Annotated in this window: 23 protein-coding genes; 6 read left to right on the forward strand and 17 right to left on the reverse strand. The window is 67.6% G+C overall.

Annotated features, from left to right (window positions below):
- Window positions 1-44: 44 nt before the first annotated feature.
- Complete coding sequence (locus tag V8J36_RS14225; protein ID WP_336467970.1) at window positions 45-986, reverse strand: sugar phosphate isomerase/epimerase family protein; 942 nt, start codon at window positions 984-986, stop codon at window positions 45-47.
- 185 nt (window positions 987-1,171) lie between these two features.
- Here V8J36_RS14225 and V8J36_RS14230 point away from each other — a divergent pair, with 185 nt between their 5' ends.
- A complete protein-coding gene (locus V8J36_RS14230) occupies window positions 1,172-1,864 on the forward strand; it encodes a GntR family transcriptional regulator (RefSeq protein WP_336467971.1) in 693 nt (230 codons plus the stop codon).
- A gap of 78 nt (window positions 1,865-1,942) precedes the next feature.
- Here V8J36_RS14230 and V8J36_RS14235 read toward each other — a convergent pair whose 3' ends face one another.
- The 6 genes from V8J36_RS14235 to V8J36_RS14260 form a co-directional block, all read right to left on the reverse strand.
- A complete protein-coding gene (locus tag V8J36_RS14235; protein ID WP_336467972.1) occupies window positions 1,943-3,442 on the reverse strand; it encodes a class I adenylate-forming enzyme family protein in 1,500 nt (499 codons plus the stop codon).
- A gap of 27 nt (window positions 3,443-3,469) precedes the next feature.
- Window positions 3,470-3,883, reverse strand: a complete 414-nt coding sequence (locus V8J36_RS14240; protein WP_336467973.1) for a DUF3830 family protein — start codon at window positions 3,881-3,883, stop codon at window positions 3,470-3,472.
- Window positions 3,884-3,895: 12 nt separating this feature from the next.
- A complete protein-coding gene (locus V8J36_RS14245; RefSeq protein ID WP_336467974.1) occupies window positions 3,896-5,182 on the reverse strand; it encodes a TRAP transporter large permease in 1,287 nt (428 codons plus the stop codon).
- A complete protein-coding gene (locus V8J36_RS14250) occupies window positions 5,182-5,694 on the reverse strand; it encodes a TRAP transporter small permease (protein ID WP_336467975.1) in 513 nt (170 codons plus the stop codon). The genes V8J36_RS14245 and V8J36_RS14250 overlap by 1 nt, the downstream gene beginning before the upstream one ends.
- 81 nt (window positions 5,695-5,775) lie before the next feature.
- Entirely contained in the window at window positions 5,776-6,753 is a 978-nt protein-coding gene (locus V8J36_RS14255; protein WP_336467976.1) for a TRAP transporter substrate-binding protein, read from the reverse strand.
- A gap of 67 nt (window positions 6,754-6,820) precedes the next feature.
- Entirely contained in the window at window positions 6,821-7,699 is an 879-nt protein-coding gene (locus tag V8J36_RS14260) for a dihydrodipicolinate synthase family protein (protein ID WP_336467977.1), read from the reverse strand.
- 133 nt (window positions 7,700-7,832) lie between these two features.
- On the opposite strand from V8J36_RS14260, the gene V8J36_RS14265 reads away from it, so the two are divergent.
- The 4 genes from V8J36_RS14265 to V8J36_RS14280 all read left to right on the forward strand — a co-directional run bounded on the left by V8J36_RS14265 (window position 7,833) and on the right by V8J36_RS14280 (window position 10,515).
- A complete protein-coding gene (locus V8J36_RS14265) occupies window positions 7,833-8,198 on the forward strand; it encodes a hypothetical protein (protein ID WP_336467978.1) in 366 nt (121 codons plus the stop codon).
- Between the two features lie 66 nt (window positions 8,199-8,264).
- Window positions 8,265-9,407 (forward strand): acyl-CoA dehydrogenase family protein, encoded by a 1,143-nt coding sequence (locus tag V8J36_RS14270; protein WP_336467979.1) that lies wholly within the window; start codon window positions 8,265-8,267, stop codon window positions 9,405-9,407.
- Window positions 9,404-9,847 carry a MaoC family dehydratase gene (locus V8J36_RS14275; RefSeq protein ID WP_336467980.1) on the forward strand — a complete coding sequence of 148 codons (444 nt, stop codon included), beginning with the start codon at window positions 9,404-9,406 and terminating at the stop codon, window positions 9,845-9,847. The genes V8J36_RS14270 and V8J36_RS14275 overlap by 4 nt, the downstream gene beginning before the upstream one ends.
- Entirely contained in the window at window positions 9,847-10,515 is a 669-nt protein-coding gene (locus V8J36_RS14280) for a GntR family transcriptional regulator (protein ID WP_336467981.1), read from the forward strand. The genes V8J36_RS14275 and V8J36_RS14280 overlap by 1 nt, the downstream gene beginning before the upstream one ends.
- 3 nt (window positions 10,516-10,518) lie before the next feature.
- Here the strand turns inward: V8J36_RS14280 and hydA are convergent, their stop codons facing one another.
- The 4 genes from hydA to V8J36_RS14300 form a co-directional block, all read right to left on the reverse strand.
- The gene (gene hydA, locus V8J36_RS14285) at window positions 10,519-11,925 is read right to left on the reverse strand and encodes a dihydropyrimidinase (RefSeq protein WP_336467982.1); all 1,407 of its coding nucleotides are present in this window, start codon (window positions 11,923-11,925) and stop codon (window positions 10,519-10,521) included.
- Between the two features lie 74 nt (window positions 11,926-11,999).
- Window positions 12,000-12,965, reverse strand: coding sequence for a TRAP transporter substrate-binding protein (locus tag V8J36_RS14290; RefSeq protein ID WP_336467983.1), 966 nt, complete (start codon window positions 12,963-12,965; stop codon window positions 12,000-12,002).
- A 47-nt stretch (window positions 12,966-13,012) separates the two neighbouring features.
- A complete protein-coding gene (locus V8J36_RS14295) occupies window positions 13,013-14,290 on the reverse strand; it encodes a TRAP transporter large permease (protein ID WP_336467984.1) in 1,278 nt (425 codons plus the stop codon).
- Window positions 14,287-14,856 (reverse strand): TRAP transporter small permease, encoded by a 570-nt coding sequence (locus V8J36_RS14300; RefSeq protein ID WP_336467985.1) that lies wholly within the window; start codon window positions 14,854-14,856, stop codon window positions 14,287-14,289. The genes V8J36_RS14295 and V8J36_RS14300 overlap by 4 nt, the downstream gene beginning before the upstream one ends.
- A gap of 221 nt (window positions 14,857-15,077) precedes the next feature.
- Between V8J36_RS14300 and V8J36_RS14305 the strand changes: the two genes are divergently transcribed.
- Window positions 15,078-15,851: an HpcH/HpaI aldolase family protein gene (locus tag V8J36_RS14305; protein ID WP_336467986.1), complete on the forward strand. Its 774-nt coding sequence runs from the start codon at window positions 15,078-15,080 to the stop codon at window positions 15,849-15,851.
- On the opposite strand, the gene V8J36_RS14310 is transcribed toward V8J36_RS14305, so the two are convergent.
- From V8J36_RS14310 to V8J36_RS14335, 6 genes are read right to left on the reverse strand one after another with little or no spacing between them, the layout of a single operon-like run.
- Complete coding sequence (locus V8J36_RS14310) at window positions 15,842-16,771, reverse strand: LysR family transcriptional regulator (protein WP_336467987.1); 930 nt, start codon at window positions 16,769-16,771, stop codon at window positions 15,842-15,844. The two genes, V8J36_RS14305 and V8J36_RS14310, sit on opposite strands and share 10 nt — an antisense overlap.
- A gap of 40 nt (window positions 16,772-16,811) precedes the next feature.
- Window positions 16,812-17,099 carry a hypothetical protein gene (locus tag V8J36_RS14315; RefSeq protein WP_336467988.1) on the reverse strand — a complete coding sequence of 96 codons (288 nt, stop codon included), beginning with the start codon at window positions 17,097-17,099 and terminating at the stop codon, window positions 16,812-16,814.
- Window positions 17,096-18,013 (reverse strand): dihydrodipicolinate synthase family protein, encoded by a 918-nt coding sequence (locus V8J36_RS14320; RefSeq protein ID WP_336467989.1) that lies wholly within the window; start codon window positions 18,011-18,013, stop codon window positions 17,096-17,098. Before V8J36_RS14320 ends, V8J36_RS14315 begins: the two co-directional genes overlap by 4 nt.
- On the reverse strand, window positions 18,013-18,942 hold the full coding sequence (locus V8J36_RS14325; protein WP_336467990.1) for a dihydrodipicolinate synthase family protein: 930 nt from the start codon (window positions 18,940-18,942) through the stop codon (window positions 18,013-18,015). The genes V8J36_RS14320 and V8J36_RS14325 overlap by 1 nt, the downstream gene beginning before the upstream one ends.
- Window positions 18,939-19,373 (reverse strand): MaoC family dehydratase, encoded by a 435-nt coding sequence (locus tag V8J36_RS14330; protein WP_336467991.1) that lies wholly within the window; start codon window positions 19,371-19,373, stop codon window positions 18,939-18,941. The genes V8J36_RS14325 and V8J36_RS14330 overlap by 4 nt, the downstream gene beginning before the upstream one ends.
- Entirely contained in the window at window positions 19,366-19,770 is a 405-nt protein-coding gene (locus V8J36_RS14335; protein WP_336467992.1) for a hypothetical protein, read from the reverse strand. The genes V8J36_RS14330 and V8J36_RS14335 overlap by 8 nt, the downstream gene beginning before the upstream one ends.
- Window positions 19,771-19,782 lie beyond the last annotated feature (12 nt).

Genomic DNA, 19,782 nt, shown 5'->3' on the forward strand with positions numbered 1-19,782 from the left:
GTAATTCTGTATACAGCATTATGTGTGCTGCCAACCCCGTTCTTTCACACCGCCGCTCTGGACAGCGATGCGGCGAGAACCTGACGCAGATAGGTCTGGTTCTCGGCGCAGACGCCGAGACCGTCACCGCCGTAATGCTCGAGCAGGAACGGACTGGCGAACCCGTGGCCGAGCGCGCTGCGGATCGCCGCGCGCCAGTTGATCGTGCCGCCCAGCAACGGCGCCGGATGCGTCAGCACGGTGCCGGTCGCCGCATCTTCCATCCGCGCGTAGTTCTTCAGATGCCAGTATCCGGCGTGCGGCGCGCAAAGCCGGATCATCTCGGCCCAGGGCTCCACCGGGCGGTGCAGGCGCACGAGGTTGCCGATGTCGACGTTCAGGCGGACCGAGGGATGATCGACATCCTCGACGAAGGCCACCGCGTCGCGAGCCGTGCCCACATAGGTGTCCTCGTACATCTCCAGCGCCACCTCGACACCGACCTCGGCGCCATGGCGGCCCAGTTCGCGAGTGCGCTCGACTGCCAGCGCCCGGGTCTCAGGATCGACGGGCAGCGGCTGGCCCTGTGCGGTCCAGAACCAGGTCGTCGCCAGCTGCGCCGGCGTCAGCGCCCCGAAGAAGCCGAAGCTGACCGCCTGGGCCCCGATCTCGGCCGCGCAGTCGATCACGCGATGCGCATAGGCCAGCATCTCGGGCCCCCGCAGCGGATCGACGAGGTTCTTGCGCGAGGTCGAGATCGCGGGCACCGACAGCCCCAGATCCCGGCAGATCTCCAGAAAAGCTGCCCGCCGCGCAGCATCCAGCGCCGCGACGGAGATCCAGCTGTCGGTCGGATCGACGGCGGTGAAGCCGGCTCCTGCCACCTCTGCAAGGTCGGCCGCCCAGACCGCCGGATCGGCATCCTGCTTGGCTGTTCCGTCCGGCAGCAGACCCGGGAAGGGCAGCATCGCGGCCGCGATCGGCCATGTCTCGGCGGTCCAGGTCATTTCCGGACCCCCGTCGCCTGGGCGTGATCGAACATCGGTCCCTCCTCCGAATCGCGGTCGATGGCCCGACATTAGGAATCCAGCCCGGCGAGCGAAACCTAATTCTGTATGCAGCATTCAGAAGGCCGAGTTGACTTCCCGCCCGTCTCTGCGTAGCCAGAACCTACCCAAGGAGGAGGATCGCGGTGGACGCTGCGAAGTCGCTCGGCGCCGGACAGACTGAAGTGCCCGACCGGATCGAGAGGCAGTCGCTTCACGAGGCGATCCTGACGCGCCTGCGCGACATGATCATCGAAGGCGCGCTCGAGCCCGGCACCCGGATCAACGAGGGCCAGATCGGCGCGCAGCTGGGCGTGTCGCGCACGCCGCTGCGCGAGGCGATCAAATATCTGGCCTCGGAAGGGCTGGTCGAGCTGGTGCCGGCGCGCGGCGCGATCGTGAAGAAGTTCACCGCCAAGGAAGTCCACGACATGCTCGTGGTGATCAAGACGCTGGAAAGCCTTGCCGCGGGCGAGGCCTGCCGCATCGCGACCGACGCCCAGATCGCCGCCGTGCGGGTCCTGCATGACGAGATGATGGCCTGTTACGCGCGCCGCGACCGGCTGGCCTATTACAAGCTGAACCAGCAGATCCATTCGGCGATGGTGGCGCTGGCGGACAACGCGGTGCTGGCGCAAGTCCATGGTCAGCTGCAGAACCGGGTGAAGCGCATCCGCTTCCTCGGCCACGAGGGTGCCGAGCGCTGGGCCAACGCCGTGGCCGAGCACGAGCAGATGATGGAGCTGCTGGAACGGCGGGACGCGCCGGCGCTGCAGGAAATCGTCGTGGCGCATCTGACGCGCGGCTGGGAGCGGGTCCGCGAGGGGCTCGTCGACTGACGCCCTCCTCTCGGTGACCGATCGGGGCCCGTGGCCCTGTCAGGGGGGCGACAAGCCCGCGCCCCGACGGGTCACGGTTCAGCGCCCCGCCGCACCATCGTCAAGAAATTCGGCGCGCAGCGCCTTGCGGCGGATCTTGCCGAAGCCGTCGCGGGGCAGTGCCTCGCAGACCCTGAAGAGCTTCGGAACCTCCTGCGGAGACAACAGACCCGCGCAGAAGGACCGCAGCCCGGCCGCGTCCAGCGCCCGCCCGGGCTTGGCGACGACGCCCGCCACCAGCTTCTCGCCCCAGTCGCGATCCGGCACCCCGAAGGCCACGGCATCCGCGACATCGGGATGGCGCAGAAGCGCTGCCTCGACCGTCTCTGGGTGCAGCTTCACGCCGCCGGTATTCACCACGTCATCGCGTCGCCCACCGAGGTAGAGATACCCCTCGGCGTCGAGCCGCCCGACATCGCCGATGCTCTGGAAGCCGTCACCGTCGCGCTCGGGCTGCGGCGCCTCGGGCCCGACATACTCGCTGCGCCCGCACAGATCAGCGGGGCGCATGAAGATCTCGCCAGTCTCGCCCACGGGCAGAAGCTGGCGGTCGGGACTGTAGATCCGGATCTCGGTCTCGAAACCCCGCCCGACCGAGCCGGGATGGTCCAGCCATTCCGCACCGGTGATCGTGGTCTGGCCCGTGTTCTCGCCCGAGCCATACATCTCGGTCACCCGCGCCGGGCCCAGCACCTCGATCCACGCGGCCTTCAGCCAGTCGGCGCAGGGCGCGCCGGTGTGATAGAGCGCATGCAGGCTGGCCAGCGAGGCGCTGCTGCCCGGCAGCGCGTCGATCATCCGCACCATCATCGTCGGCACCAACATGACGAAGCCCACCACGAACCGGTCGATCGCGGCCAGCGCGGCGCGGGCGTCGAACCGCTCCATCAGCACCAGCCGGTTACCCTCGAAGAGCCCGTTCTGCGCCCAGGTGAAGGGCGCGTTGTGCGACATCGCCCCGCAGACCAGCTGCACCTGCTCGGCCCGGAACCCCAGCCGCGGCGCGACGCGGCCCCAGCTCGCGCCCGGGACGCGCAGGAAAGGCCGCGCATCGGCCATCATCTTCGGCAAGCCGGTCGACCCGCCTGAAAGCACGATCTTTCCCGGGCAGGACACCGCATCCGAGACCGGCCCCTCGGGCAGCGCCGCCGCCCGCGCCGCCAGCTCGGCCAGCGCCGCGCCACCAAGGCCCCCAGACGCGGACACAAGCACCCGTGCGCCACTGCGCGCTTGCATCGCCGCCGCCCGCTCGGCCCCGATCGCAGGATCGAGCACCATGGTCGTCGCGCCCAGCCGCCAGATTGCCAGCGCCAGCATCAGATGCTCGGGGATGTTCGGCAGCGCGAAGGCCACGACATCGCCCTGCCCCACGCCACGCTCGGTCAGCGCGCGGGCGAAGCCGTCGACCCTGCGATCAAGCTCGCCCCAGCTCAGCGAGACCTCGTCGCCCGCGGCAGGCAGGAAGCGCACAGCCTCTGCCCCGCCCCGCTCGGCGGCCAGCGCCCGCAACCGGGCGCCGAAGGTCATCGCATCGCTCATCGTCAGATCCCGCATCCGAGGGCCCGCTCAGACCTCTTCGAAGAGGATCTCCTGCGCGCCGTCCCACAGGACCTTGGGCCCGATTTCGGCCAGCTTGTCCAGATTGGAGGTCAGGGTGATGAAGTGGTTCCCCGCCAGCTGCCCCATCTTCGAGGCGAAATGCACCCCGCCATAGGCCAGCAGGATCTCGGTCTCAGAGATGCCGGCCGGATACAGCACGAACTGCCCCGGCGCCGGGAAGCTGGTGTGGTTCTCGTAAGACACGCCGAAGTCGGTCTCGCCCAGCGGGATCCAGACGCCCTCGCCGCTCCAGCGGACATGAACGACCTTGCTGCGGTAGGGGAGATGCGCGCGGAAAGCGGCGACGGTCTTCGGCGCCTTCTCTTCCTCGAATTTCGCGTCGAAGACGATGCCGGCGATGGTGACCTTGAGCTGGGCCATGATGTGTCCTTGTCAGTCGATGAGGCCGAAGAGCCGCGGCAAAGTCAGCGACAGTTCGGGGATGAAGGTGACGGCGAGCTGCATCGCGAAGAGCCCGGCCAGCGGCCAGCCAAGCTTGCGCGCGACGCTCAGCACCGGGCGGCCCGCGACGCTCGAGGCGACGAAGAGCGAGATGCCGTAGGGGGGCGTCACGGTGCCGATCGCGCAGTTCAGGATCACGACCAGCGAGAAGTGGATCGGGTCGAGCCCCATCTGCGCCGCGATCGGCGACAGGACCGGAACGATGATCAGGATCGCGGCGATCGTCTCCATGAACATGCCGACCACAAGGAACAGCAGGTTCGCGATGATCAGGAACACCAGCTTCGAGGTCGAGACCGAGGCGATCCACTCGCCCAGCATCTTCGGCACGTTGGCATTCGCGATCAGCCAGGAAAAGACGCTGGCGGTGCCGATGATCAGCATGACCGAGGCCGCGATCGAGGCCGAGCGCAGGATCAGCCCCGGCAGCATCGCGGGTTTCAGGTCGCGGTAGACGAACATGCCGACGATCAGCCCGTAGAAGCCCGCGACCGCCGCGGCTTCGGTCGGCGTGAAGACGCCGCCGAGGATGCCGCCGAGGATCACGAAAGGCATGCCCGCCGCCGGCAGCGCGGCCAGGCCGGTGCGGCCAAGGCGCGCCATGGTGAAGGGCTCGGCGTCGCGATAGGTCTCGCCGCCGCGCTTGGCGGTGAAATAGGCGATGGTCATCAGCATCAGGATGCACATCAGCCCCGGCACGATCCCCGCGACGAACAGCGCGCTGATCGAAACGTTCGACACTACGGCGATGATCACCATGGTCAGCGAGGGCGGGATCACCTGCGCCAGCGACCCCGCGCAGGCGATGAGCGCCGCACCGAAGTCGACGTCATAGCCCTTGCGGCGCAGCTGCGGCTGCATGATCGCCGAGATCGCGGCGGTGTCGGCCGAGCCCGAGCCCGAGATCGCGGCCAAGCCCGCGGCCGCCACGCAGGAGATCTGGTAGAGCGAGCCCACCATCCAGCCGATCAGCGCCGAGGCGAAATCGACGATCCGGCGCGAGATGCCGCCCGCGTCCATGATGACGCCGGCGAAGACGAAGAACGGGATCGCCATCAGGGTGAAGGAGTTCAGGCCCGCGAAGACGCGCTGGCTGACGATGACGACCGGCACGTCGGTGGTCATGACCAGCGCCAGCACCGCCGAGGCGCCCAGCACGAAGACCACCGGCACGCCAAGCAGCAGAAGCCCGAAGAAGGCAAGGGCGATGACGGACATCAGGCGATCTCCTCGGCTTCGACCTCGGGCGGCGGGAAGGGATCGTCCCAGCGACGGATGACCGACAGCAGCAGTTCAAGGACCATGTAGGCGGCGCCCACCGGCAGGCAGAGGTAGATGTCGCGCATCGGGATGCGCAGCGCGGGCGAGGTCTGGAAGGCGCCCATCTTGATCAGCGGCAGCGTGCCCCAGCCCAGCACGGCCAGAAAGGCCGCGACGACCAGCGCGATGGCGATCAGCGCCACCCGCGCCAGCGGCTTCGGCAGCGCGGCGGGCACCATGTCGATCGCGACATGCTGACCGCGGGCCACGGCAACGCCCGCCCCCAGCAGCACCAGCCAGATCTGGCCGTAGGTGGCGATCTCGGCCGCCTGGGCGATCGAATATCCAAAGACGTAGCGACCGGCGACCTGCACCAGCACCGCGGCCATCATCACCGCGAAGAGCAGGATCACCACGGCGGATACCACCCGCCGGACCAGAAGACAGAAACCTTCGAGAAGCGCGAACATCGCGGGTCAACCCCCGGTGCAGTCGGACAGGAAGACCGGCCGCGGGCGGTTCCCGCGACCGGCGAGGGCGTCAGATAGCGGTCACTTCACCGCCTTGACCAGCTCGAAGATCTTCTTCTGCGTGTCGGTGGTGACGTACTTGTCGTAGATCGGCTGGGCGGCGGTGCGGAACGGCGCGATGTCCGGATGGGTGATCTTCACGCCGGCCTTCTCGATGTCGGCGACGCGGGCGTTGTCGCTGTCGAGATAGGCCTTGCGCTGGAACTGGCCCGCTTCCTGCCCGGCCTCGTCGAGCGCGGATTTCACATCGGCCGGCAGCGCCTCGTAGGCGGCCTTGCCCATGATCACCGGGGCGACCAGCTCAAGCCAGCCGACCATCGCCCAGTCGGGGGCGACCTCGTAGAACTTCTTGGCGTAGAAGTTGGTGTTCGCGGCTTCCGCGCCGTCCACCACGCCGGTCTCCAGCGCGCCGTACAGCTCGGTATAGGCCAGCGGCGTCGGGTTCGCGCCGAAGGCGGTGAAGGTGTCGACATGCGCCGGGTTCTGCATGGTGCGGATCTTCATGCCGGCAAGGTCTTCCATCTTCTCGACGGGCTTGCGGGTCATGATGTGGCGGGTCCCGGCCGAGAAGACGGCCAGCAGGTGGAAGCCCTGCGCGTCCAGCGCGGTCTGCATCTCGCCCAGCACCGCCTTGTCCGACAGCGCGCGGTCCATCTGCGCGGCATCGTCGAACATGAAGGGCAGCGAGAAGACCGACAGGTCCGGCACGAAGTTCGCCAGCGTCTCGTTCGCGGTCACCGCGATGTCGACGGTGCCGATCTGGGTGCCTTGGATGCTTTCCATCTCGTCGCCCAGCGTGGCGTTGTCATAGACCTCGATCGCGGCCTTGCCGCCCGACTTCTCCTTCAGGATCTCGGCCATCTTGCGCATGCCGACGCCATAGGGCTCTTCGGCATTCGCGTTGTGGCTGGCCTTTAGCGTGATCTCCTGCGCGAAGACCGGGGCGGCGACCGTGCTCGCGGCCAGCGCGAGGCAGAGGGCGAGATGCGTGTGTTTCATGTGACTTCCCTGTTTCGTCTTGCTGTTGGGGCGGTATCGCGGTCCGGGGGCCGGCAGGCCCCCGGGGTCAGGCCTCCGCCGAGAGCCCGAGAGTATCGAGGATGGTCTTCAGCTCTGCCCGCTTCGCCGCCGGCAGCGGCAGGCGGGGGGCGCGCGGCTCGCCCATCGGGCGGCCGATCATCTGCATCGCGGCCTTGGTGGCCGAAACGTAAAGGTCACCCGCCAGCGCGTTGATCAGCGGCAGGGTTTTCACGTAAAGTGCCCGGCCCTCGCCCGAACCGTCGACGGTGCGCTCGAAGGTCAGGGCCGACAGCTTCGGCGAGATGTTCGACATGACCGAGGAATAGCCCTCGGCCCCGGCCAGATAGCTTTCCCACGGATAGTAGCCCGCGAAGACCGTCATCCGGCCCTGGCACGCCTCGAGCAGCTCGGTCACCCGGTGCACGTTTTTCGAGGTGTCCTTGATGTAGCTGATGTTATCGACCTCGGAGAGGCGGCCGACCAGCTTCGCGGTCAGGTCTACATTCGCGGTGAACGGGTTGTTGTAGAGCATCACCGGGATCGACAGCGCCTCGGCCACCTTGGTGAAATGCACCACCAGTTCTTCCTCGGTCGGCGAGGAATAGTAGGGCGGCACCAGCATCACCCCGTCGGCGCCAAGGCTCTCCGCCTCGCGGCTGATCTCGACGGCCTCGTCGGTCCATTCGGCGGCGGTGCCGATCAGCACCGGCACCCGGCCCGCGGCGCGCTTGATGACCGTCTCGGCCACCGCCGCGCGCTCGTCCCGGGTCAGCGACAGGAATTCGCCGGTCGAGCCCAGCGGGATCAGCCCGTGCACGCCGTCCGCGATCTGCCAGTCGACATAGTCGCCAAGCGCCTTGAGATCGACGTTGCCTGCGGCGTCGAAGGGGGTGACGCAGACGGTGTAGCTGCCCCTGAAGCTCATTCCGGTCCTTTCCGACTCTCTCAACCGAGCCGATCCAAATTCCTTGCGTTGAGCTTCGATCTGATCAGATAATGAGTCAACGCGACAGCTCGAATTTCGGGCGGCGACCTTCCCCCTCCCAGGAGTATCCCCCATGCCCTTCATCGAGATCATCGACCGCGACGCAGCCCAAGAAACACGGGCAAAAGCAACGCGCGCCCTGACCGATGGTCTCTGCGAGGCCTTCTCGATCAAGCCGGAAATCGTCACCTGCTATTATTTCTCGGCCCCCGAGTATTCCTACGGACATGCCGGAAAACACGGCGCGGACGCTGAAAACTTCCGCATTTTTATAAAAGTCCACGCCTTCCCCCGCCCGCAAGAGGCCAAGGCCGCCGCCGCCCGCGCGATGACGGACGGCGTCGTTGCGGCCTACGGCGCCAACCCGAAGGATGTCATCGTCTACTTCTTCGACCGCGCCCCCTCGGACGCGTTCCACGCCGGCCTCGCCTCGGCTTGACCCGGGGTCTCGGCCGCGTGTAGGCCAAGATCAAATCCGACAATATACAGCCCAACGGAGATCACATTGGATCAGTTCTACACCGAAGAGCAGCGCATGGTGCGCGAGACCGCGCGCCGCCTGTCCGAGGATGTGGTCGCCCCCGCCGCCGCCCGCATCGACCGTGACGACGTCTTCCCGCGCGACATCTACGAAGCCCTTGCCGAACAGGGTCTTTTCGGCGTGGCACTCGCCGAGGACGCGGGCGGTGTCGGCCTTGACGCGATGGCGGCCTGCATCGTGATGGAAGAGATCGCCCGCGGCTCGGGCGCGGTCGGCAACGCCTTCGCGATCCCGGTCGAGGCGGCGCTGTTCCTCAACCACCACGGCACCGACCAGCACAAGGCGCTGATTCCCGGCATCCTCGAAGGCCGCACGATTCCCGCCACCGCCGTGACCGAGCCCGACCACGGCTCGGACGTGGCCGCGATGACGACGACCGCGCGCCGCGACGGCGATGACTATGTAATCAAGGGCACCAAGGCCTGGGTCACCTTCGGTCAGGTCGCCGACGTGATCATGGTCTTCGCCAAGACCGACCCGGCCGCCGGCGCCAAGGGCATTTCGTGCATCCTGGTCGAGACCGACCGCCCCGGCGTGACCCGCGGCAAGTCGGAACATCTGCTGGGCATGCACGGCCTGTCCGAATGCATGGTCAGCTTCGACGAGGTCCGCGTGCCGGTGACGAACCGCATCGGGCCCGAACACGGCGCCTTCAAGATGGCGATGGAGAACTTCAACTTCTCGCGGCTGATGATGTCGTCGATGGCGCTCGGCATGGCGCAGGCGGCGATGGAGGATGCGATCGCCTATGCCAATGACCGAAGGCAGTTCGGCAAGCCGATCTTCGAACATCAGGCGGTGCAGTTCATGATTGCCGACATGGCCAAGGACATCGCTGCCGCGCGCCTGCTGATCCACAACGCGGCGAAGCTCTACGAAGCCGGCCACCCGATCGCGCTGGAAGCCGCGCAGGCCAAGCTCTTCACCACCGACATGGCGCAGGTGCACATTTCGAATGCACTGCAGATCCACGGCGGCAACGGTTACAGCCGCGAATTCCGCATCGAGCGTCTGTTCCGTGACGTGCGGCTCAGCCAGATCTATGAAGGGACCAACCAGATCCAGCGCATGATCATCGCGCGCCAGGTGCAGAAGGCCTACGCATGAACCTGACCTATGAGGATGTCGAGATCGGCGCGCGCTACACCACGGCCGCGCACGAGATCACCGTCGCCGACATCGCCGACTTCTGCCGCCTGACCCGCGACCACCATCCGCTGCACACCGACGAAGCCTATGCGAAGAAGGCGGGCTTCCCCGGCATCATCGCGCACGGCCTCTACGGCCTGTCGCTGATGGAGGGGCTGAAGACAGAGCTGAAGCTTTACGAGGATACCTCGATCGCCTCGCTCGGCTGGGACAAGGTGAAGTTCGTGGCCCCGCTCGTCGCCGGCGACGTGGTCCATGTCGAGATGGACTTCACCGCCAAGCGCGAGAACGCGAAGGGCACCGCCGGCGTGATCACCGAGGCCGTGCGCCTGATCCGCGCCGACGGCACGCTGCTGATCGATTCCCAGCATGTCTCGCTGATCCGGAAGGCCGCCTGATGGCCGACGACCTCTCGCTCGAGACGGCGCAGAATTCGGTGGATCAGGCGACGCGCCTGATCCGCGACGACATCCTGTCGGGCCGCATCCGTCCGGGCGAGCGGTTGAAGACAGCCGATCTTGCCAAGCGCCTCGGCTTCTCGACGATGCCGATGCGCGAGGCGCTGCGGAAGCTGGAAGGCGAGGGACTGGTCGAGATCGAGCCGAACCGCGGCGCGACCGTGCGTCAGCTCGACCGCGCCTATATCACCGATCTTTTCGAGCTGAACACCGATCTCAGGATCTGCGCGATGCGCCGCGGGATGGCGACGCTGACGCTGGAACGCATCCGCGAGCTGGAAGCGCTTGCCGCCGACTACCGCCGCCAGATCGCCGCGCATGAGGACATCGCCGCGATCGAGACCAACCGGCGCTTCAACGCCCGCCTTGTCGAATTCGGCGGAAACCGCGAGGCGCTGCGCGTCTTCCTGCGCGGCTGGGACGCGATCTTCGCCTTCCGCTCGGGCTACGGCTACGGCATCGGCCGGCGCCGGATCATGGCCGACGAGATGGGCCTGCTGATCGAGGCGCTCCGCCGCCACGACGCCACCGGCGCCGAGGCGATCCTGCGCATGCAGAACGCCGCGATGATGGAAGACCTCGTGTCGCGGATCGCGCCCGACCGCTGAGGATCAGCCGAAGGCCCGGCTAGTCCCGCGCTCGAGATAGACGCCCTGCCCCGGCGTGCCGGTGATCGCGCCCTCGGCGGCGATGGTCCGCCCGCGCAGGAGGGTGCGCACCGGCCAGCCCGTCACTTCCATCCCCTCGTAGGGGGTATAGTCGCAGGCATCGTGCAGGATCTCGTGGGTGATCGTCACCTTGCGCGCCGGGTCCCACAGCGTCAGGTCCGCATCCGCGCCGACGGTGATCGATCCCTTGCGCGGCGCCAGCCCGAAGAGCCGCGCCGGGTTCGTGGCAGTCAGTGCCACGAAGCGTTCGAGGCTGATCCGCCCCTTCGACACCCCTTCCGAGAACAGGATCGGCAGCCGCGTCTCGATCCCCGGAATGCCGTTCGGCACCCAGCGGAACGAGGTCCGCGCGCCCGCCACGTCCTTGCCCGCCGGATCGTCGAAGCGGAACGGGCAGTGGTCGGACGAGAAGATGTCGAAGGTGCCGTCGCGCAGCCCTTCCCAGATCGCCTTCTGGCTGTCGGTATCGCGGGGCGGCGGCGAGCAGACGTATTTCGCGCCCTCGAAGTCCATGTTCAGGCCCTTCAGGTCATCGGCGGTCAGCGCGATGTACTGCGGGCAGGTCTCGGCATGGACGTTCAGGCCGCGCCTCTTAGCCCACTGGATCTGCTCCATCGGGTCGCGGCCAGAGACATGGACGATGGTGATCGGCACATCGGTCAACTCGGCATGGCTGATCGCGCGATGCGTGGCCTCGCGCTCGACCGATTGCGGGCGGCTTTCGGCATGGTAGTAGGGCGCGGTCTTGCCCGCCTCTTCCAGCCGCTTCGCCATGAACTTGATCGCGTCATAGCCCTCGGCATGGACCATGACCATCGCGCGCTCGCGCCGCGCGACATCGAAGACCTCGAGCAATTCGGCGTCGTTCAGCACCATGTCGTCATAGGTCATGAAGACCTTGAACGAGGTGTAGCCCGCCTTTACCAGCGCCGGCAGTTCCTGCCCCAGAACCGCCGGTGTCGGGTCGGTGATGATCAGGTGGAACGAGATGTCGACATGGCATTTGCCGTCGGCCTCGGCGTGATAGGCCTCGACCACCTCGCGCAGCGACTGGCCCTTCTGCTGCAGCGCGAAGGGCATCACCGTCGTCGTGCCGCCCGCCGCGGCCGAGCGGGTGCCGCTTTCGAACCCGTCCGCCATCACCACGCCGCCGCCCTGCGGCTGCGCCAGGTGCACATGCGCGTCGATCCCGCCGGGCAGGACCAGCAGCCCCGCCGCGTCGATCTCTTCGCGGGCCGGGCCCACATCCTCGGAAATCGTCACGATGCGCCCGTCGCGGATGCCGATCTCGGCGCGATAGCGGTCGGCGGCGGTGACGATGTCGGCGTTGCGGATCGCGAGGTCGAGCATTTTGGCGTCCCGGTGTCGGTCAGGGAAAAGCCCGCGGCGGCGGGAGAGGGCGCCGCCGCGGGGAGAGGGACCGCTCAGTTGGCGGTCAGGGCTTTGAACAGCGCCTTCTGGCTGTCGGTGGTCAGCGCGCTGTCATACAGGGGTTTCGACGCCTCGATGAACGGGGCCGGATCGGGCTGGGTGATGGTCACGCCATGCTTCTTGAAGCCCTCGATCAGCGGGGTCTCCTGATCGACGACATACTGGCGCTGCCACTTGGCCGCTTCCGAGCCGGCTTCCAGCAGCGCGGTCCGGATGTTTTCCGGCAGCGCGTCGAAGCTGTCCTTCTTCATCGTCACCGGGGCGGTCATGTTCAGCCAGCCCACCGGCGCGAAGTCGGGGGCGACTTCCCAGAACTTCATGCCCTCGTAGCCGGTCGCGGCGCCCTCGGCCCCGTCGACCACGCCCGACTGCAGCGCGCCGTACAGCTCGGAATAGGACATCGGCGTCGGGTTGGCGCCATAGGCGCGGAAGGCCTCGACATGCACCGGGTTCTGCATGGTGCGGATCTTCATGCCCTTCAGATCCTCGATCTTCGCGACGGGCTTGGTGGTCATCAGGTGACGCAGGCCCGACGAGAAGACGGTGACCAGCTCGAAGCCCGCGTCATTGGCGGCGCCTTCCATCAGGTCCCAGTTCGCGTCGATCTTGTCGCCGAGCCCGGTGACCGAGGGGAACAGGAACGGCAGGTCGAAGACCTTGTAGGCCTCGACATAGTTCGACAGCATCGCGTTCGAGGTCATGCCCATGTCGAGCGAGCCCAGCATCACGCCCTCGACGGTCTGCTGCTCGTCGCCCAGCTGGCCGCCGGCATAGATTTCCAGCGTCGCCGCACCGTTGGTCTTGGCTTCGAGCAGTTCCTTCATCTTCTGCAGGCCCTTGTCCTGCACTTCGCCCGCCGCGTTGGTGTGGGCGACCTTAAAGGTATAGTCGGCCGCGAAGGCCGGAAGTGCCAGGACCGAGGCCAGGGCCGAGGCGAGAAGCAGGGTTCTGTTGGACATGTCTTTGACTTTCTGATGCGTCGTTGACGGGGGTGAAGGGGTCAGGCTCAGAGCAGGACCGAAGGCAGCCAGAGCGAGATCGCGGGAACATAAGTGACCAGCAACAGCACGATCAGCATGCAGCCGAGCGGCAGCCAGATCTTGCGCGACACCTGCTCGATCCGCCGGCCGGCGACCGACGAGGCGACGTAAAGGCAGATGCCGTAGGGCGGGGTGATCAGCCCGATCGACAGGTTCAGCGCGACGATGATGCCGAACTGCACCGGGTTGATGCCGTAGCTCTGCGCCATCGGCAGCAGGATCGGCAGCAGGATCAGGATCGCCGAGATGCTCTCCATGAACATGCCCACGACCAGCAGCAGCAGGTTCACGATCAGCAGGAACAGGATCGGGTTGTCGGTGATCCCGGTCAGCCAGTCCTTCAGCATCGCCGGGAAGCCCTGTGTCGCGATGATCCAGGTGAAGACCGAGGCGGTCGAGATGATGATCAGCACCGTCGCCGACAGGCTGATCGCCTTCAGGAAGATCCGCGGCAGGTCTGCCACCGTGATCTCGCGGTAGACGAACAGCGTCACGATCAGCGTCACGAACAGCGCGACACAGGCGGCCTCGGTCGCGGTGAAGATGCCGCCGACGATGCCGCCGATGATCACCACCGGCACCAGCAGCCCCGGCCCCGCATCGACGAAGCCGCGCCAGAGCCGCGCCCCGGTGAAGGCCTCGGTGTCGCGATAGGCCTCGCCCCCGCGGCGGGCGTAAAGCCAGCAGCCCAGCATCATCGAGCCCGCCACCATCAGGCCCGGCACGATCCCGCCCAGGAACATGGCACCGATCGACTGGTTGGCGGTGACGGCGATGACGATCATCACGATCGAGGGCGGGATGATCGAGGCGAGCGACCCCGAGGCCGCAATCACCGCGGCCGCAAGGTCGATGTCATAGCGCCGCTTGCGCATCTCGGGCGTCATCACTGCGCTGATCGCGGCCGTGTCTGCCGAGCCCGAGCCCGAAATCGCCGCAAGCCCGGTGCCGGTGACGATCGCCACCAGATAGAGCGAACCGGTGATCCAGCCCACGAGCGCACCGGCCAGGGTGACAAAGCGCCGGGCGATGCCGCCCGCCTCCATCAGCAGGCCAGAGACGACGAAGAACGGGATCGCCATCAGGGTGAACGAGCTGATGCCGCCATAGACCCGCTGCGCCACGATCGAGATCGGCGCGGTCGTGGTCAGCTCGATCGCCAGTAGCGCGGCGATGCCAAGTGCCAGGACGATGGGCGTGCCGGAGATCAGAAGGACAAGGAAACCGCCAGCCGCCCAGATCATGCCGCGCTCTCCGTCTCGTCAGGGGTGGCGCCGATGGTTTCGGGCCGCAGGGCGCGCGGGATCGTGGCGATCACGAACTCGAGCAGGAAGTAGCCAAAGCCCACCGGCAGCGCCATGTAGGGCACCGCCATCGGCATCCTGAGCGCGGGCGATTTGATCATGAAGCCGATCGCCAGCATCGACAGCGACCCCACCACGACCGTGGCCAGGAACCAGGCCCCCAGCGCCAGTCCCGCGAAGCCGCAGGCCTGCTGCACCGGGCGCGGCAGCTTGCGGACCAGCACGTCGACGCCGACATGCTGGTTGTGGCGCATCGCGATCCCGGCCCCCAGCAGCGTCAGCCAGATCTGCGCGAAGGTCGCGGTCTCCTCGCTCCAGGCGATCGAGTAGTTGAAGAAGTACCGCCCCACGATCTGCGCAAGGATAGCGCAGGCCATATAGGCCAGAAGCAGCAGCGCGACGGCGTCGACCAGCCGGCGCAGCGCCGTCAGGCCCAGGCAGAAGGCCTTCAGGATCGGGGATCTGGTCGCGGTGCCGGCACCGCCTGTCATGGTCCGCCCGAGCATGGGCACGCCTCCTTCGGATCGGAGAGATGCGCGGGGGTTGATCCCTGACGCATCGCCTGTCTGAGGTCAGGTTATCGACTGCGAGGCGTCGATGAAGGCGCATGACTATAAGAAAACTGATACGAACTATTCGATGCGCACTTCGATCGAATATTCTTGGGCGATCGCGCGATATGATCTGATCAGGCCCAAAACCGGGCGATGATGAAATGAGCGGCAATATGACGGAAACATCAAAATCTGGGCACAGCGCGAAATCCGGGCAGCCGGCGCTGGGTCTCGCCTTCTGCCTTCTGGGCCGGTCAGAGGCGGTTCTGCTGGCGCGCGGGGCGGGATTCGACTTCGTGGTGATCGACATGGAACATGGCCCGCTGGGGATCTCCGACCTTGGGCAGGCCGCCGCCGCCGGCCTCGCCGCCGGGATGGCGGTCTGGGGCCGCGTCACCGGCCCGACCTCGGGCGACATCGCGCGCGTGCTCGACTGCGGCGCGACCGGGGTGGTGGTGCCGCATGTCGACACGGTGGAAGAGGCGCGCCACATCGCCCGGATCTGCCGCTTCGCGCCGCGCGGCGCCCGTGCGCTGCCGGGTCCGCTGCCCGCGCTCGACTACCGCGTGGTTCCGGCAGCGCAGCTTTGCCCCGGCGCCGAAAGGAACACGCAGGTGATCGCGATGATCGAAAGCGCCGCCGGGCTTGCCGCCTGCGAAGAGATCGCGGCGGTCGAGGGCATCGACATGCTGATCATCGGCTCGAACGACCTCGCCGACGGGCTCGGCCTGCGCGGACAGCTCGACCATCCGCAGGTGCGGGCCGCCTTCGCGCGGATCGCGGCGGCGGCGCGGGCCGCGGGCAAGGGCTTCGGCGCGATGGGCCTGCCGCCGGCGCTGGTCGAAAGCCACGCACTGGCGCTTGGCGCGACGGCGCTGGTGGTGACGAACGAGACCAACCTGATCGTGCAGGGCGGCGCCGCCGCGATCGCCGCGCTTCAGTCCTGAGCGCTGCGCTGGGTCGCGGCGCGCACCTCGGCGATGCGCAGCGCGGCCCGCTGGCGGAACAGCTCGATGAAGCGCTTCGTCTGGCGCGAGGTGGTCTTGGCCCGCGGCGTCGCCGCCGCCAGCTCGAAGCTGAGGTTCGCGCCATAGGGCCGCACCACCAGGCCGGGGCGCATCGCGGTGAAGGCCGACAGCTCGTCGACAAGCGCCACGCCCCAGCCGTCGCGCACGATCCGCGCCGCGGCGTTCATGAACCGCGTCTCGATCACCGGCTGGTATTCGAGCCCAGAGGCGCGGAAACTGTCGGCGAACATCAGCCCGATCCGGTTCGCGACCTGCGGGCCGACCATCGGGCGCTCGGCCAGATCGCGCGGTGTGACGACATCCAGCCGCGCCAGCGGGTCCTTCTCGTCGCACAGCACCACCGCCTGCAGCACCTCGATCGCGTCATACTGCAGCGCCGGGCGCTCCAGCGGCGACAGCACGAAGGCCACGTCGGCAACGCCGTTCTCGACCATCTGCAGCACCGGGGCCAGCATGTGCGTTTCCAGCGAGATCCGGATCCGCGGATGCTCGGTCGCGTAATCGGCGATCACGCGGGGCAGCACGCCCTCGCTCACCTCGGCGGTGGACGCCACGCGGACATGCCCGATCCGCCCCATCCGCAGGTCCACGGCCCGCTGGTTCACCGCATCGCGCAGCATGAACAGCGGCTCGGATTCCTGCAGCAAGATCATCGCCTCTTCGGTCGGCTGCAGCCGGTTCGAGACGCGCTCGAACAGCGGAAAGCCCAGCACCGACTCGATGTGACGGATGGTGTTCGAGATCGAGGGCTGCGACATCCCCAGATGCTCGGCCGCGCCGACGGTGGTCCGGTATTCGACCACCGCGCGCAGGATCTCGAGCTGTCTGAGGTTGAGCATGGTCCCGACCGGTCCTCCAACGGACCGCATGGGGCCGGTCCTAGCCCTGGCTTTGCGTCAGCCGGATGCGGGTGAAGTTGCGCACCTTGTCGCTGAACGGGCCGAAGCCCTTGATAGCGTGGAATTCCGGCGTGTCATAGGCCTCTGGCCCGGTGATCGTGTAGATCGCGACATGGCGCGGCCCGCCTTCGATGCACTTTTCGCGCCGCGCATCCAGCCAGCCCGGGCAGGCCAGGATGTCGGGGATATGGGTGGTGACGTACCAGTCGTCGAAGGCGGCCTCGTGTTCGGGGTCGATGTCGACGAAGACGATATGGGTCTGGGTCATGGGATCAGGTCCAGGCAGGGGCGCAGCGCCGCCATCAGTTGGTCGATTTCCGCGCGCTCGATCGCGGGGGTGGGCGCGCGGCAGGCGGGCGAGGCGATGCGGCCAAGCTCTGCCAGGCAGACCTTCAGCCGTGCCGCCGCCAGATGCCCCGGCGCGCCATAGACAAGGCGCGCATAGTCGAAAAGCGCCTCGTGGATCGCGCGAGCCTGCTCGAAGCGGCCGCCGCGCACATGGGTGTCCAGCGCGGTGATCAGCTCGGGGATCACCGCCGCCAGGCTGACGGCAGAACCGTCAGAGCCAATGACGAAGCAGGGGAACAGATGTTCGTCGCCCGAGGCCATCACCGCCACGTCGGGCCGCTCGGCGCGGGTGATGCGGCGCGTGGTCTCGTAGGCCTTGGTCTCCCAGCTGCCTTCCTTGATCCCCGCGACCGCCTCGATCTCCAGCAACCGGCGGAGGACGTCGGGGGTATAGGCGGTGCGCCCCGCCCCGACTGAGCCCTGGAACAGGTAGATCGGCGCACCGGTTTCCTCGGCGATCATCCGGTGATGGGTGACGATGGCGCGCGGGTCGGCCCCCAGCGCCCAGGAGAAGGGCGCGAAGACCATGATCGCATCCGCCCCGGCCTCAAGCGCCGCCCGGGCATCGGCCACAGCGACGGCAGTGCTTTCGTTCGACACCGCCGCAAGGATCCGGCGCGGGCCGGCGACGGCGCGGGCGATGGTGACGACCTCGGCCTGCTCGGCGCGGCTGAGGTGGATACCCTCCCCCGCATGACCGTTCAGCAGCAGCCCCGCCTGCCCGGGATCGGACAGGACGGCTTCGAAATGCCGCTCGAGGCTTGCGCGGTCCAGCGCGCCCTCGGGCGTCATCGGGCAGATCGTCGCGGCGTAAAGCCCGCCCGCGCCCGTCATCACAGCACCTGCGCGGCGCGCAGCGCCGAGACGACGCCGTCGCGGATCGCCAGGCTCTGCGGCAGCAGCGGCAGGCGCGGGGTCGCGTTCCTGATCACGCCCATCGCGACAAGGCCATCCTTCATCCGCGTGTGCATGTCGATCACCGGCGCGGGCCCGTAGATCGCGCGCACCACCGGGTAAAGCCGGTCGTTCGCCGCCCGCATCGCCGCCAGATCCATCGCTTCGGACGCCTTCCACAGGTCCGCCAGCAGACCGGGCACGAGGCTCGCGAGGCCCGACAGGATGCCGTCGCCGCCAAGCGCCACCTGCGCGAAGAACCAGTGGAAGTTCGACGGCAGGATCGCGGTGTCGGGCGCTGCGGCCTTAACCGCGCGGCGGTTCTCGTCATAGGCCAGCAGCGTCGCCGAGCCTTCCTTGATCGCGATCACTTCCGGGATCTGCGCGACCTCGGCGATGACCTCGGTCGACAGGCCGAAGCCCGAAGCGATCGGGAACTGGAAGTGCGACAGCGGCATCTGCACCTCGCGCGCCAGCAGCTCGAACATCCGCACCGCGGCCTTGGTCGAGGCATTGCCGCCCCCCAGCGCCTCGGCCGGGAAGATCACCGCGACATCGGCGCCTGCCTCGCGGGCGATGTCGGCCTGGCGCAGCGCGTCCGGGATGCCGGTCGGGATGATGCCGGCCAGCAGCGGGCGACCCGCGCCGATCTGGTCGCGGGTGCGGCGGATCACCTCGATCCGCTCGGCATCCGACAGCGCCGTGCCTTCGCCGGCATGGCCGTTGACGAAGACGCAGTCGGTGGTCTCGGGCTTGGCGCAGTGATCGAGCACCGCCGCGTAGCCGTCCCAGTCGATCGCGCCCGCCTCGTCGAAGGGCAGCACGGTGGCCACGGTCACGCCGCGCAGGTCCTTGCCGGTCAGGGTCATGTCGTCACTTTCTTGCGGGGGAATTTCAGCGTGGCGTCGGCTTTCAGCACCTCGACGCCCTCTTCGTTCTTGGCCGAGGCCTGCCAGTCGACGGTCCGGTTCTCTTCGTCCTTGGACGAGATCCAGATGTCGAAGGTGATCGTGTCGCCGTAGCGCACAGCACCCGTGAACCAGAAGCTGTCGCGGATCGACACGCCCAGCGTGCCCACCAGCTCCGCCGTCAGGACCGAGGTGCAGATGCCCGCGACGAGGATCCCGGGCGCCAGCCGCTCGCCGAAGCGGGTGCCCGAGGCATAGTCCTCATCGACATGGACCGGGCCAAAATCGCCGGTCGCGGCGATGTACATCGCGCCGTCGGCCTCGGTCACCGTCTTCGAGACGGAAACCCGGTCGCCGACGTTCAGTTCGTCGATGGCGCGGATGTCATACATGGTCTGCCACCACAGGAGCGAGGCGCGCCTCGCCCTCGATCACCTCGCTGTCCGCGATCGTGCCCGACAACAGGCAGGTCAGCGTGCCATTGGTGTGGGCGATGGTCGCTGTGGCGGCGAGGGTCTCGCCCAGCACGATGGCGCGCTTGAAGCGGAAGCTGATCGCCTCGATCCGCCAGCCAGGCCCGGCCAGACGCGCGAGCGCGGTGGTGAAGAGCGCGCCGGCGGCAAGCTCGAACACCGCCATGTCGGCCAGCCCCTCGGCCTGCGCCTTGGTGCGGTCGACGTAAAGCCCGCCGAGATTGCCCGAGATGCCGGTGAAGAAGCCCTGTTCGGCAACGCTCATCGTCTTGCGGAAGGTGACGGATTGCCCGGTTTCGGGACGGAAGCTGGTCATGGGAGGGGCTCC

Origin of the sequence: Frigidibacter sp. MR17.14, from assembly GCF_037095735.1 — a bacterium.
In the GTDB taxonomy this organism is placed as follows: domain Bacteria; phylum Pseudomonadota; class Alphaproteobacteria; order Rhodobacterales; family Rhodobacteraceae; genus Frigidibacter.